The following is a 14,360-nucleotide window of genomic DNA, read 5'->3' on the forward strand; positions in this document are numbered from 1 at the left end:
TCGCCCATAAAATTTCAGCTCCAAATTTCGTTTATGGAATTTTACAGGCGTGGTTCTAGGGAAAATTTCATGGGTGGAATTTGTTTTATAATTTCGCGGCAAAATTTCGCCACAGAATTCTATCTTAAAATTCCGCCGCAGACCAAAAAGCGCAAAATTTCATAAGCGAAATACCGCGCGGAATTTTAATCCGCGGATTCGCAGGCGGAATTCCGCTTAAGCTTTAGATTGAAAGGATAGCGATGAAGACGTTAAAGTTCATTTTACGTAAGGTTTTTAAATTTATATTTCTGTTTTGGGTAGTCATAAGCTCGCTTTTTGGCACATATATGATCGCTGATAAATTTTTCGGCCGCACCGTCGTAGCCTGGACGCTCATCCGTGATTTTAGCAGCGCTTCGCTAGATCTGAAGGATTTTAGCATCAGCGCCCGCTTAAGAGCTACCACTATCGGCGGACGATCATGGCGCGACGAGCGCGAGCCGAAGCCCGACTTCTCGGACGACAACTCCACTGGCGCTCCGTATGAACTAAGTATAAAATTTGAGCACGTGAGCGCGCCCGGGATCATGCTGAAACATATCAAACTCGAGCAGGTGCAAAGCGGGCGCGTCGTTTTTGAAAAAGATGAGCTAGAAGTGCCGATAGAGATGGGCTATAGCGGTTACAAAAGCGGCGGATTGGAGATACCTGATCTCGATTCTACGCATGTCAAACACAGACTGAGCGCCGAAATATGCGTGCCTGGGGGCACTTGCACAAACTTCGTGCATTATTTCTTGCCGTACAGACATATAGAGGGCACAGCGGCTCTGCGGGGTATTTTTTAGCCGCGAGACTTAATACAAATGTGCTTTAAGACGGTACGTAGACGAAAACTATAGCATAAATATATATCAACATGCGCTCGTAGTTTTTTAATGAGATTTTTAAGAAATAACGTTGCGATACCATATAAGCCAAAATAAAGGGTCCGTGAAGGCTGCCGCAATAGTCATAAACCCAAGTGTCTTTGGACATCTCAATACTCTCGTTATACCTCCGCAATCCCGGCCATAAGTCCCTATTCTTCTATTGAAATTTAATTAAAAATGCACTCGTGCCCCAAAAGCCATATAAATAAAGGCGGTTTTCAGATTAGAAAGAGATTGATAGTGTGACTTTGAAGAGAATCACAGTAAAAGTCAATAGGAATAGAGAATATAGCCTTTTGAATGTATGTTTTTTATATCAAGATTTAAATTTCTTTTTAGCACGCCTACTAAATTTTGCATAGCTATTTTTGAACTCGTTTTATCGTGATAAACGACCTCTTCTATCATTGAAAAGGTGGTTATATTATTTACGTTTTGGGCTAGGAGCAAGATCAGCTTATGCTGTAAATTTGTTAGAAAAATTTGTTCGTTATTTTTATAAATTTGCTCTTTTTCGAGGTTTATTTTAACTTCTTTATTTAGCTTTAAAAAACTTATCTCTCGGCTGGGAGATAGCATAGCGATGCTATCAAGCAAAACGCTTGTTTTGATAGGCTTAAATAATATGGCAGAACTTCCGCCGTGAAAATTTTTTAAAATTTTAGAATAGACTTTTTTGTTTTTTGCTAAAAATATAAATTTTTGATTTGGCGAGATGAGTGAAATATTAAAGAAATTAATTTCTTCTTTATTCTCAAACAAAGAATCTAGGTCGATAATCACGACATCTAAATTTGTATTGCAATTAAGATATAAATTCAAAAAGCAATCAAAATTTGTAAAATATAAATTTAAGAATTTATCCTTGTTTAGCCTTATTTTTTCAACTAAATTCTCGTCGTTACAGACAACTAACACGCAGAGCTTTTGAAGCCTTTTTATTCTTGATGTAATTTAAAATCCTTATAAGTTTAATTTGATTTATTATCCAATAAATAAGCTAAATTTAATTTTAAAAATGAAATTAAATTGAATTTATTTAATATAATGGCGACGAAATTTTGAAATTTAAGGAGACAAAATGTCAATTTCAAGACGAGATTTTTTAAAGACATCTGCTGCGGCTACGGCAGTAGTTTACTCAAATCCCCTTATGGCCAAGGAGAGTAAGATCAAAAGCATACCGCACGCTTCAAATTTAGGTGCGTTTTACGCCGAGGTCGACGAAAACGGAAAGATAGTGAAAATTAGACCGCAGATATCTGATAAAGACCCCAAATATCCCGGAAACGAGGCATGGATAGATAGGGTTTATTCCGATACCAGAATAAAATATCCTTGCGTTAGAAAAAGTTACCTAGAAGGTAAAAACACTCCCGAGCTTCGCGGCAAAGAGGAATTTGTGCGAGTGAGCTGGGACGAGGCGATGAAGCTAATAGTTAAAAAGCTTCAAAGCGTAAAGACGGATGAAATTTATAATGCAAGCTATGGCGGCTGGGGGCATCCCGGTCTTCTTCACAACTGCAACTCCGTGGCGGGTAGATTTTTTAATACCGTTTTTGGCGGAGCGGTAGGAACTGACGGCGAGTATAGTAACGGCGCTGCAGGCAGAGTAAATGCAACTATCGTTGGGGATTTGGAAGTTTATTCTCCTCAAACCGCACATGAAGTAATGCTTGAAAATACCAAAGTTTACGTAATGTGGGGCGCTGATTTATTTAAATGCAATCAAATCGACTATAAAATAGCAAATCGCGGAAATAATCCTTATTTTGAAAAATATGCAAAATCTGGAATAAAATTTATCACAATTGATCCGCAATACACAGAAATTGCTAAGAAATTTAACGCCGAGTGGATTAAAATTCGCCCAAATACCGACGTGGCGCTTATGCTTGGAATGTGCCATTACCTATATACAAGCAACCAATATGATAAAGAATTTATCGAAAAATACACTTTTGGATTTGATAAATTCCTGCCTTATCTACTTGGTAAGAGCGAAGATATGGTAGAAAAAACTCCTGCTTGGGCAGCAAAGATAACGGGCGTTGAAGAGGGCGTTATAAAAGCGCTTGTCGATACTTTTGTAAAAAATCGTACATTTTTAGCAGGCAACTGGGCTATGCAAAGAGCCCATCACGGAGAGCAGGCCGACTGGATGCTTATGGTGCTTGCTTCGATGATAGGACAAGTTGGTCTCCCTGGCGGCGGATTTGGATTTTCTATGCATTATAGCGGCGGCGGACAAGCGTTTTCGGGCGTTAGTTTGCCGGTAGGCTTGCCGCAAGGTAAAAACAAAGTAGATGCGAAAATCCCAGCCTCAAGAGTTAGTGAAGCCTTGCTAAATCCGGGCAAAAAGATCAAATTTAAAGGCTCTGAGATAACCTATCCAGATATCAAAGTCATGTATATAACGGGCGCAACCGTTTTGGGACACCATCCAGATACGAATGAATTTATAAAGGCTATCCGCAAGCTTGATACAGTGGTAGTTCATGAGCCTTGGTGGACGCCGATGGCAAAGATGGCCGATATAGTGCTTCCTTCTACGACTCCGCTTGAAAGAGACGATATAAGCTATGGCGGCTCTTATTCGCAAGATTATGTTTATGCGATGAGAAAGGTTGTAGAGCCTCTTTTTGAAGCCAGAAACGATTATGACGTTTTTGCTCAGATGGCAAAAATGGTGGGCGAAAAAGAGCATCGCAAATTTACAAGCGGCAAGAGCAAAGAGGAGATCATAAGAAGCTTTTATGAAAGAAGCGATTGCGTTAATTACGTAGATTTCGATGAATTTTGGGAAAAAGGATACGTGTACTTTGAACCGGGCGAAGAGGCAAAGAAATTTGTTCGTCACTCCGCATTTAGAGCTGATCCAGTAGCAAATAAACTGGCTACGGAAACGGGTAAAATTCAAATTTTCTCGCAAAAATTTGCCGATTTTAAACTTGATGATTTTAAAGGACATCCTATGTGGTTTGAGCCTGCAGAATGGCTTGGCAATGGCGAACTTACAAAGCAATATCCGCTTCACTTACTAAGTCCGCACCCAAAATATCGCATCCACTCTCAGCTCGATAACTCTTTTGTGAGAAAAGCATATAAAGTAGGAAATAGAGAGCCCGTGCTTATAAACGATGAAGATGCTAAAAAATTCGGCATAAAAAACGGCGATACGGTTGAGGTCTATAACGACAGGAGTAGAATTTTAGCAGGAGCTGTCGTAAGCAAAGACATTATGAGGGGCGTCGTGTCTATAAACGAAGGCGCTTGGTATGATCCTGAAAATTTAACAGATGAAAACCCAAGATGTAACGCAGGACACGTAAATTTATTAACCAGCTCAAGACCTACTTCGACTATGGCCCAAGCCACTTCTATAAATACTTGCTTGGTGGCTGTCAAAAAAGTTGATGCCAAGGCTTATGCCGGCATTAAAACACCGATAATAAAAGGAGCATAAATGAGAAAAATTCTATTTTTAGCGGCGGTATTGGCAAATTTTGTTTTTGCAAAAGATATGTTTATCTTTGATATCAAGGCCGATTTGCTTGATCCTAAAACCAAAGAGGTCGTAGGCGAAATTTATGAAGGTACGCCAGTAAAATTTATAAAGCAAGAAGGTGATTTAACGCTTATCGAAGTTAGCGGAGAAGTTACTGATAACAAAAATATCTTAGCCTACAAAAAAGATCCGTTGATAACCTTTTTAATGCTTAAAAATCAAGAGGCAAAGCCGAAGGCGCAGTACCTAATAGACAGTAAAAAGTTAAATGAAAATAGCTACGCCTCATGGGAAGAGGCCGAGCTTGTTTATTATGACACTTGTAGCTCATGTCACGCGGCCCATAAACCAAAAGAGCATTTGATGAACGAATGGGATGCATATCTAATCGCTATGCAAACATTTGCCAAAATAAACGATGAAGAAAAATCCAGAATTCTACGCTTTATGCAAGCCTTTGCAAAAGACGGAATCGCAAAAGAAGAAGATTAAAATTTTAGGCCAAATTTGGATAAAAATCTAAATTTGGCCTATTGTGAGATATCACTTGGGATAGCGCGCGCTCGATCAGGGCTTTCGGAACGGTCAATATGATAGATCAAGCGACGGGTGCGGGCATCGGCAGGTTTTACGCGCCACGCAGAAATTTTAGATTTAACTGGGAGGTAACGTTTTAGTCCTTGGTGTGTTTCGATCCAAAATTTAAAACGAATTTCGAATCCAGGGCTCAAGTTAATCAAATCGAGCCCTGGATTGCAATTTACGCTTTAAATTTATATCCAATGAGCCTTTGCAACGCAAGAGCAAGATCTCTTCGTATTTTTGGCATTTCGATAAAATTTTTAGCGATATAATTTTCGCCGAACGGTAACATTTTGCGCGCGCATTAAATTTGTATATCGCCGCTTTCGTTTATGCGGTTTTGGCTCAGAACCTACCGCCGTGCGGTATAAATTTTACATTTCTATCGATAAAGCCTTTTTTTATTAAGGTCAAAGACAAACTTTCATATCACCTAAATTTGCTCGCTGTATGATCCTAATAAAGACGAGTTAGAAGCACCGAAGATATTTGACAACCGCACGCAAAACTACGGCAGCGGGACGAGACCTACGATAGGCACACAGGACGATGCTTAAGACAAATGGTTTTTATTTATGCGTTAATACGCGGAAAAATAAAAACAAATTAGCCTCTATTTTTCTAGATTTCATATAAAATTTTGATTTTTTTACAAGCTCTTTGCAAGATGCAGAACCCCAAGGCAATATATAATAAAATGGATAACTTACTAATGCCGTAAAACCATATGGGAAACGTTACGATTAAAAAAACTATTAATATAAAATCCCAAATTATAGCTAGAGCCTGTTTCACTCTCATATAATTTGAATACTTAGCTAAAATCAAAACATGCGTTACGCTAGGTGACTCAGGTGAAAGATAACAATACGTTACCTCGACTATATCGCCGTTATCAGCAAAACATTGATCGGGATAGTCAAAAAATCTTATTCCTTTTACCTCAAATGTTATATACAGTCCGTCTCGCCCCCAGTCTGTTTCTAAGTTTTCCATCTTGCCGATAATTGTGAAAAATTTCAATTTGCTTGAAGCTTTCTTTTTTAAATGCCACATTATTTTCCTCCAAATTTCGGTAAAATTTCGTAAAATCCGCGCTACTTTCTGTGGCGTTCGCGCTAAAATTTTAATTTTTGCACACTCGCGTTAAGATAGGCGAGAAGTCCCATCAAAATCAATATTAACGACACGCAATCATAGAAATTCGCTAAAACCGAGCAGCGTATGCGAAAACGCACGCCCTTAATCTCAAAAAGCGCGAATGTGTCGATACCTTTGCGCAATGTATGGACGCGCAAATTTCGATTCTACCCGTGATTTTGCTTTTAGCTTCAGGTTTTGGCAGAAGGTTCATATCTATAGTCCATGCACGAAATTCGCTCGCCGAAAAGTGCAGCGGATTAAAATGCATAGATATTGTAAAGTTGAGCTTACTTACGATAATGTTTAAAGTTCCGTCCTGCGCGAGTTAAATTTATATAATTTTAAAATCGAGCCGAACCCGAGCATACGTTCGATCCCGGGGATTTTTTATGAAATTTCAAAATTTTAAATCGCTGCTTTCAACTAAAATTTTTAAATTTCCGAATTCTCACACGCCATAGAAATTCAAATTTCGCAAATTTAAAAATTTGAATCGGGTGTACAAATTCGGCGTAAATTAAAACTCTGTAAATTTTAAATTTCGCTCGAATGCAGCGCAAATTTAAACATTAAATCTAAAATGCATTACGTCGCCGTCTTGCACGACGTAGTCCTTGCCCTCAAGGCGCATTTTGCCCGCTTCTTTCGCCCTACTCTCGCCGCCGCACGCGATGTAGTCCTCGTAGCCGATCACCTCGGCTCTAATAAATCCGCGCTCAAAGTCGTTGTGGATCACGCTCGCGGCCTTCGGAGCCTTCCAGCCCTTCGTGATCGTCCACGCGCGCACCTCCATCTCGCCGGCGGTGAAGTAGCTGATGAGGCTGAGCTTCGCGAAAGAGCGCTTGATGATGAGCTCCAGCCCGCTTTGCTGCGCGCCCAGGCTTTGCAGCATCTCGTGCGTCTCCTCGTCGCTTAGCCCTATGAGCTCCTCTTCGATCTTGGCGCAGAGCTTGATCACCTCCGCGCCGCGGGCGTTTGCGTATTCTCTTACGCGCGCGACATATTCGTTATCCTGCGCGATGCCGTCTTCGTCCACATTTGCGCCGTAGATTACATCTTTGGCGCTAAGCAGGCGCAGCTCGCGATTTAAAGCGATGTAGCTTTCGTCCTCTTTGAGCGCGAAATTTGAAGCGGGCTTGCCGTCGTTTAGATGCGCCAAAAGCTCGTTTGCTACCGCAAGAGCTTCCTTTGCGCCCTTTTGACTTGCTTTGGCTTCCTTGCCGAGACGCTCGATTTTGCGTCCAAGCTGCTCGATGTCCGCTAAAATAAGCTCGGTTTCGATGATCTCGATGTCGCGGATAGGATCGACGCAGCCTTCGACGTGGGTTATGTCGCCGCTTTCGAAGCAGCGCACGATATGAAGGATGATCTCGCACTCGCGGATATTTGAAAGAAATTTATTCCCCAGCCCCTCGCCCTTGCTAGCTCCGCGCACGAGGCCCGCGATATCTACAAACTCAATGGTCGAATGCACGATGCGACCGGGCTTAACGATGTCCGCCAGCTTTGCTAACCGCGCATCGGGCACGGGCACGACCGCTTTATTGGGCTCGATCGTGCAGAACGGATAGTTCTGCGCCTGTGCGTTTTGCGCGCCGCTAAGTGCGTTAAAGGTGGTGGATTTACCGACGTTCGGAAGCCCTACGATCCCTACTGAAAGCCCCATCTACGCGTCCTTCAGCTCTTTGGCTAGAGCCTGCAAGAAATATAAGTTTGCTCTCACGCCCGCGCCAGTCGCGCCCGCTGCGTAATAGCCCCACGCCTTTTCCAGATACGCAGGCCCCGCGATATCAAGGTGCAGCCACCTGTCTTTATACTCGTCTTTTATAAATTTATCCAAAAACAACCCCGCAGTTATCGCGCCGCCGTATCTACTGGAAGCGCAGTTAGAGACGTCTGCAATACTGCTTTTGATTAGCTCGCGCAGATAATCGTTAAATTCCAAAATGCTAAATAGCTCGCCGCTGCAGCCGCTAAGATCTTTAAATTTACGCTTTAGCTCCTCGCTGTTTCCCATGATACCGCTAGTGTATTCGCCCAGGCCCACGACGCAAGCGCCGGTTAGCGTCGCCATATCGATTAGCAGACCTGGCTCAAGATCCTGCGCGTAGCTTAGGCAGTCGGCAAGCACGAGCCGCCCCTCTGCGTCGGTGTTTCGCACCTCGATACTCACGCCGCTGCGGCTAAGTAGCACGTCGTCGGGTTTATACGAATCGCCGCCGATCATATTTTCAGTAGCGCCGATAACCGCATGTATCTCAAACGGCAACTCAAGTTCGGCTGCGCCCTTGATGATGCCCATCGCAGCAAGCGCGCCGCTTTTATCGCTTTTCATCGTAAGCATATAATCGGCAGGCTTGAGGCTTAGCCCGCCGCTGTCATAAGTAAGCCCTTTGCCGACGAAAACGACGCGCTTTAGGCAGCGCTGCGGCTTATAGATCAGGTGGATGAGGCGCGGCGGATGAGCGCTGGAGCGATTGACCGCCAAAAACGCATTCATATTCTGCTCGCGCAAAAAGTCCTCGTCATAAATTTTAACGCTCACGTCGTCGTAGTTCGAGGCTAAAATTTCAGCCTCGCTCGCCATCTTTTCGGGCGTGTAAATTTCAGGGATCTCATTGACGCCGTCGCGCGCAAAATTTGCGGCGTTTGCCATCACGATGCCCTGCTGTACGCCGTAGTTCATCTTTTGCACGTCGGGGCTACTGCCGCCGTACTCCTGCGTCGAGATTAAAATTTCATTCAAGCTGGAGTTTTTTTTATCGCTTTTGTATTTATTAAACTCATAGCCGCCCAAAAGCACGCCTTCGACCATCGCCATCGTGCTTCTGCGGTCGCAGCCGCATTTGTAAAAGGCGATTTTGAAATTTTTAATTGCGTAGCCCTTAAGCGTGTTGTATGCGCTCGCAAGTGCTGTGCGGACGCGGTCATATTCTAGCGCTTTGACGCCAATGTACAGCCGCCCGCTCTCAGCTAACAGCAGATTGCCCTCGCCTTTATAATTAAAAAGTGCAAACTTATCCGCGTCTTTAATAAATTCGTGATTTAAATTTTTATCCACGACTAAAATAACTTCAAAATCCGCCTCTATCTCGTTAATTTTACGATCTAGCAGTTTTACTTTCATCTCGTTCCTTTCGTGAGTTCATAAAGTGATTTTCCATACGTTTAAATAACCTAAAAAATAGATATAAAATTCCGCCTATGATAGGTATCGCAAAATACCAGTGTTGCTCGATTAGCCGCAGCCCGCTCCAGATCTCCTCGCCAAAATACCACGCCAAAACCATCGTTACGCCCGACCAGCACCAAGCACTAAAAAGATTGATAATCGCAAATTTCTTTGCGCTGTAGCGAGTGATGCCGATACTCATCGGGATGATGACGCGGAAGCCATACATATAGCGCTGCATTAAAATTATCGGCCAGCCGTAGCGTTGCAAAAGCAGGTGCGCGATCGCAAATTTTCGGCGCTGCGCCGCGAGCTTTTTACTGATATATTTTTTGTTGTAGCGACCGATATAAAAATAAAACTGATCGCCGCAAAATGCCCCAAGGCCCGCGACAAAGATACCTAGCGGCAAATTTATGTGCCCCTCGTGCGCCATTATGCCGCCCAAAATCAGAGCAATTTCGCCTTCTAAAATACACCAAACGAAAAGCACGATATAGGCGTATTGGTGGTATTGTTGTAATAAATTTTTAAGTAGCTCTTCCAAAATTACGCCTCTAAAACGCAATAAACGTTTGTGCGTCGCGAAAACTCGCCTAGATCGTTTAACTCGCGCAAATTTAATAAAAAGCACGCCTCGACGCATTTGGCCTGCGTCTGCGCGATGAGATCTAATGCCGCCCGTGCGGTGCCTCCGGTGGCGATAAGATCGTCGATTAGCAGCACTTTGGCATCCTGCACGCCGGAGAATGCATCCACGTGCATCTCGACCTGATCAAAGCCGTATTCAAGGCTGTATTTTTGCGAAATCGTGATATAAGGAAGCTTCTTTGGCTTTCTAATCGGCACAAAAGCGACCCTCAACCTCGCAGCAAGTGCCGCTGCAAAAATAAATCCGCGACTTTCTATGCCTACTATGTAATCAAGTCCGTAATCGGCGTAGCGCTCGGCTAGATGATCAAGCAGGAAATTAAACGCCTCGCGATCGCCTACGAGCGTCGTGATATCGTAAAACAAAATACCGGGCTTTGGGAAGTCGCGCACGGTGCGGATCGAGTGAAATAAATAGCTTTTTTGCTCGCTGCTTAGGCTTTTCATAGCTTACCTCTTTTCAATCTTGCGTTTTGGATTTTTAAGCTGCAGTTTTCGCTCTCCTCGTTTTGCAGAGCCTCAATGCCGAAGCGAAGGGCAGTTTTGAGCTTTTCGTTATCGCTTTTAAGCTTTGAAATTCTTTCTTCGCTCTTGCGAAGTAAGGCGTAAATTTTAGAATTTTTTCGGATCGATAGAATAAGTAGCACCGCAAAAAGTAGTGCTAAAACACCTAATGCTACGCTCATTGCTCGCCTCCTTCATTTGGATTTGCAAAGCGCATAGTAGCGGAGGTTATGCTAAAATAGGCATAATTTATGCCTCTAAAATACGCGTTAGAAAGATTTGCTCCCTTTAAATTTACGCTCGTAATAGCAGAATCCTCATCTGTTAAACCCGTACTGGCGCAATTTATATTTTCTGGCTTAACGTTCATGCAGAAGGAATTTGTAACCTTGGAATTCATAATTGTGAGGTTCAAACCGACAAAATCTTTGCGGCTAGCTTTTTGAGCAAAATTTTTCTTGCAAACGCTCTCGCGCGTAAAATTTAACGTAGAATTTGTGCTAGTGGAATTTTTACCCAATGGATTTTTCCCATCAAAGATTATCTTTGCGTGCGCAGAATTTAAATTTATATGATGTGCACCGCAAAAGCTTATCAAGGAATTCTCGCCGGTAAATAAGGAATTTTTATCGTTAAAGCTCCGTGCACAATTTAATGCGGAATCCGTGTCGATAGGATTTTTGCAAGAAGGGGTTTTGCCACCGAAGCTTAATTTGGAATTCCGCCCATTTAAATTAGCACCACAGCTTTGTTCCGTAAAATTTTGAGCGGAATTCTGCATGAAATTCTCCCCATCAAATCCATGCGCGCAATTCGCACTGCCGCAAACGCCTAGCTTTGCGACGCGCTTAATGTGCCTGCCGCCCGCAAAATCGGTGCTAAAAAACGCCCTAATCATATCTTCAATCACCAGCGCACCCATCAATCGCTCACCGAAGGCTAGGACGTTGGCGTCGTTGTGCTCTCTGGCTAATCTAGCGCTAGTCGCGTCATGACACAGCGCGCAGCGGATGTGAGCGTGGCGGTTTGCGGCGATGCTGATACCGATGCCCGTACCGCAAATCAAAACGCCGTAAATGCCGTAGTCGGTGGAATTTAAAATTTTATCTTTGCTCGCATTCTGGCTTACGGCTGCGTTTACGCAGGTAGTCATGCTTTCGCTAGCGTTAAAATTTTGACGACTAGCGTTTTTAACAACGTTAAAATTTTCATTTTTCCCACTACATTGTACGGCGTCGTTAAAATTTCCACAGCCGTTTATACTTGCGCCGAAATTTTCACTGCCGCCCGCTTCGGAATTTTCTGCAGCCGTAGCAGAATTTATGCCATCGTTTTCTTTAAAATTTCCACTTCGCGCGCAAGCTTCGCACTCGGCTAAAATTTTATCCGCCAGCGCGCCCGCAAAATCGGGATAGTCCACGCTTGCTTCGGCACTATGCGCGCCAAGATCGACCGCTTCGTAACCTAAAGCGGCGAGCGCTTTTTTAGCTTGTTCTTTGGCACGAAAGCCCGCATGATCGCTCGCTATGAAAATTTTATTTATTTGCATTACCGCTCCTTATTTTTGCTCATAGATTAGGCTCTCATCGTTTTGCAAGGTATCGACGAAGCGCCCGATTCGCTCCCAGCGGATCTTGCGATCGGCGTCAATACTAAAATAGGTAAACCATGGCTTGCCGACGATCAGACGATAAGGTACCGGACCCCAGAAGCGGCTATCGGCGGAATTATTTCGATTATCGCCTATCATAAAATACTCATCCTGCGGCACTTTGATGTAAAAGGCATTGAAGCTTATCCCCGCAGCTTCGAAGCTGTGAGGAATTTCGCTTAGACTAATGGGTTTCATAGAAAGCTCACCCTTCTCAAGTGCGATTTTGACATTTGTTAGCATTGAGTTTCTAGCATTAGGGTCGTAGTGAATACCCTTAAATTTATACGGCTCTTTGACATATTTTTCGCCGCCCAAAATCACAATGTCGCGAGTATCGTAGTTTGCAGCAATGAACTCGTCGCCTTCATGCGGACGAAGGTAGAAATTATTCAGATCAAATATCACCTCGTCGCCGCCTACGGCAAAATTTCGCTTTACAAAGTGCATTTTTTCATTAAGCGGATAGCGAAAAACCACGATGTCGCCGCGCTTCGGACCCTCGCCGCGGATGATATGTCCATCTCCGTCGCTATCAGGAGCTACCTGCCACTCTACAAATGGAATATGCGGGGTCGGGATGCCGTAGCTAAATTTTTTAACGAATAAAAAATCGCCCTCTAAAAGCGTAGTGCGCATCGATCCGCTGGGGATCACGAAGGCTTGCGCAACAAAAAGAATGACGAATAAAACGACGATGACCGTCCCCGTCCAACTTGATAAAAAGTGATAAATTTTGCTTAGTATTTTCATTTAGGCTCTTTGTCTTAAGCGATTTTTCGCCGATTTTATCGTATTGCCAAGAAGCATCGCAATCGTCATCGGCCCCACGCCTCCGGGTACGGGGGTAATTAGCGAGCATTTCGGCGCAACCGCGTCAAAATCGACGTCACCTCTTAGTTTGCCGTCCTCGCCGCGATTAATCCCCACATCGATCACTACCGCGCCTTGTTTTACCATATCGGCGCCCACAAAATGCGCCTTGCCGACCGCGGCAACCAAAATGTCGGCGTCTGCGCAAAGCTGCTTTAAATCTTTCGTCTTACTATGAGCGATAGTGACGGTAGCGTCGGCATTTAGAAGCAGGCTCGCCATCGGCTTTCCGACGATATTGCTACGACCCAGCACGACGGCGTTTTTGCCCGCGATCTGCACGCCGTATTCCTCAAGCAGGCGCATCACGCCAAGCGGAGTACAAGGCACAAAACCGTCCGCAAGCCCGCTAGTAAGCTTGCCTACGTTTATCGCGCTAAATCCGTCCACGTCCTTTTGCGGGCTTATTTTTTCTAAAATTTTATTCGTATCAATGTATTTTGGAAGCGGCAACTGCACCAAGATGCCGTCGATGCTCTCATCCTCGTTTAAATTTTCTATCAGTTCTAAAAGCGCCGCCTCGCTCACGTCGGAGCTCAAGCGGTGCGCTACGGATCGGATCCCACAGGCGGCGCAGGCTTTTTCCTTGCTCGCGACATAGGTCTTGCTAGCCGCGTCCTCGCCTACCAAAATCACCGCCAGCGCGGGCTCTATGCCCTTTGCGGCAAGATCCGAAGCGGCCGCTTTGATCTCCTCTTTTACCTTCGCGCTTATGCTTTTGCCGTCGATTAAAGTCATTTAAAGCCTTTTTAAAAAATAAGGCAAATGTTACCCTAAAATTTATAAAATTTAGATTTATTCAGCGGGATTTTATGGGAATTTGAAAGAATTTTAAAAAGAATTTCGTCCTGAATTTAAGCCTGCTCAAATAAGCCTAAATTTTATCGTCATTATAGACGGATGGACACCTTGACACCGCTATATTCAGGCTGCAACGCTGCTAAGGCTTGCATTGCGGAATGAAGCCTTGTTTGAGCAAGAACTACTACGACCTTGTTATTTGCTCGCCTTTAAACGCTCCGCGTCGCGCCCGCCGCGCAATATACGCTATGCATAATAGTAGCCTGTATAATGGTGGCTCGGTGCCTTATTTTGCTCTGGCTTTGGGACATATTGCGGTCCACTCCTAGAGCAGCTGCATAGAAACAGCGCCGCACACAGAAATAAAACGATCTTTTGCACCATAGATCCTTTCAAAATTTTTATGATTTAATCCTTGGCTGATTGTAAAATTTTACAAAATTTAGAAAAGCGCTCATAAAAATTTTATCCCCTTTGAAATTTAAAATTTTGAATAAATTTAAACGACCAAATTTATCAAATTTAGGCTTTGCGCAGCTTATAATATCGCGCAAAGAGCGC

The 14,360-nt window shown here is 43.7% G+C and carries 12 protein-coding genes and 2 pseudogenes; 3 read left to right on the forward strand and 11 right to left on the reverse strand.

Features of this window, described 5'->3' with window-relative positions:
• Nucleotides 1–242 precede the first annotated feature (242 nt).
• A complete protein-coding gene (locus Q0340_RS09735) occupies nucleotides 243–830 on the forward strand; it encodes a hypothetical protein (RefSeq protein WP_298083141.1) in 588 nt (195 codons plus the stop codon).
• 354 nt (nucleotides 831–1,184) lie between these two features.
• On the opposite strand, the gene Q0340_RS09740 is transcribed toward Q0340_RS09735, so the two are convergent.
• Nucleotides 1,185–1,832, reverse strand: a complete 648-nt coding sequence (locus Q0340_RS09740; protein ID WP_298083142.1) for a helix-turn-helix domain-containing protein — start codon at nucleotides 1,830–1,832, stop codon at nucleotides 1,185–1,187.
• Nucleotides 1,833–1,995: 163 nt separating this feature from the next.
• On the opposite strand from Q0340_RS09740, the gene Q0340_RS09745 reads away from it, so the two are divergent.
• The gene (locus Q0340_RS09745; protein WP_298083143.1) at nucleotides 1,996–4,380 is read left to right on the forward strand and encodes a molybdopterin-dependent oxidoreductase; all 2,385 of its coding nucleotides are present in this window, start codon (nucleotides 1,996–1,998) and stop codon (nucleotides 4,378–4,380) included.
• Nucleotides 4,381–4,914 (forward strand): hypothetical protein, encoded by a 534-nt coding sequence (locus Q0340_RS09750; protein WP_298083144.1) that lies wholly within the window; start codon nucleotides 4,381–4,383, stop codon nucleotides 4,912–4,914.
• A gap of 711 nt (nucleotides 4,915–5,625) precedes the next feature.
• Here the strand turns inward: Q0340_RS09750 and Q0340_RS09755 are convergent.
• The 10 genes and pseudogenes from Q0340_RS09755 to folD all read right to left on the reverse strand — a co-directional run bounded on the left by Q0340_RS09755 (nucleotide 5,626) and on the right by folD (nucleotide 13,736).
• Complete coding sequence (locus tag Q0340_RS09755) at nucleotides 5,626–6,060, reverse strand: hypothetical protein (protein ID WP_298083145.1); 435 nt, start codon at nucleotides 6,058–6,060, stop codon at nucleotides 5,626–5,628.
• A gap of 649 nt (nucleotides 6,061–6,709) precedes the next feature.
• On the reverse strand, nucleotides 6,710–7,813 hold the full coding sequence (gene ychF, locus Q0340_RS09760; RefSeq protein ID WP_298083146.1) for a redox-regulated ATPase YchF: 1,104 nt from the start codon (nucleotides 7,811–7,813) through the stop codon (nucleotides 6,710–6,712).
• Nucleotides 7,814–9,274, reverse strand: coding sequence for a leucyl aminopeptidase (locus tag Q0340_RS09765; protein WP_298083147.1), 1,461 nt, complete (start codon nucleotides 9,272–9,274; stop codon nucleotides 7,814–7,816).
• Complete coding sequence (locus tag Q0340_RS09770) at nucleotides 9,249–9,866, reverse strand: DedA family protein (RefSeq protein WP_298083148.1); 618 nt, start codon at nucleotides 9,864–9,866, stop codon at nucleotides 9,249–9,251. Before Q0340_RS09770 ends, Q0340_RS09765 begins: the two co-directional genes overlap by 26 nt.
• Nucleotides 9,867–9,868: 2 nt before the next feature.
• Entirely contained in the window at nucleotides 9,869–10,417 is a 549-nt protein-coding gene (locus Q0340_RS09775) for an adenine phosphoribosyltransferase (RefSeq protein ID WP_298083149.1), read from the reverse strand.
• Nucleotides 10,414–10,656, reverse strand: coding sequence for a hypothetical protein (locus Q0340_RS09780; protein ID WP_298083150.1), 243 nt, complete (start codon nucleotides 10,654–10,656; stop codon nucleotides 10,414–10,416). Before Q0340_RS09780 ends, Q0340_RS09775 begins: the two co-directional genes overlap by 4 nt.
• A 650-nt stretch (nucleotides 10,657–11,306) precedes the next feature.
• Nucleotides 11,307–11,549, reverse strand: a pseudogene (locus tag Q0340_RS09785) (RpiB/LacA/LacB family sugar-phosphate isomerase); the annotation flags it as partial.
• A gap of 306 nt (nucleotides 11,550–11,855) precedes the next feature.
• Nucleotides 11,856–12,023: pseudogene (locus tag Q0340_RS09790) on the reverse strand (RpiB/LacA/LacB family sugar-phosphate isomerase); the annotation flags it as partial.
• A gap of 9 nt (nucleotides 12,024–12,032) precedes the next feature.
• Nucleotides 12,033–12,878 carry a signal peptidase I gene (gene lepB / locus Q0340_RS09795; protein ID WP_298083151.1) on the reverse strand — a complete coding sequence of 282 codons (846 nt, stop codon included), beginning with the start codon at nucleotides 12,876–12,878 and terminating at the stop codon, nucleotides 12,033–12,035.
• Nucleotides 12,879–13,736, reverse strand: a complete 858-nt coding sequence (gene folD / locus Q0340_RS09800) for a bifunctional methylenetetrahydrofolate dehydrogenase/methenyltetrahydrofolate cyclohydrolase FolD (protein ID WP_298083152.1) — start codon at nucleotides 13,734–13,736, stop codon at nucleotides 12,879–12,881.
• Between the last annotated feature and the right edge of the window lie 624 nt (nucleotides 13,737–14,360).

It is taken from the genome of uncultured Campylobacter sp., from assembly GCF_938045595.1.
Classification (GTDB): Bacteria; Campylobacterota; Campylobacteria; order Campylobacterales; family Campylobacteraceae; genus Campylobacter_B.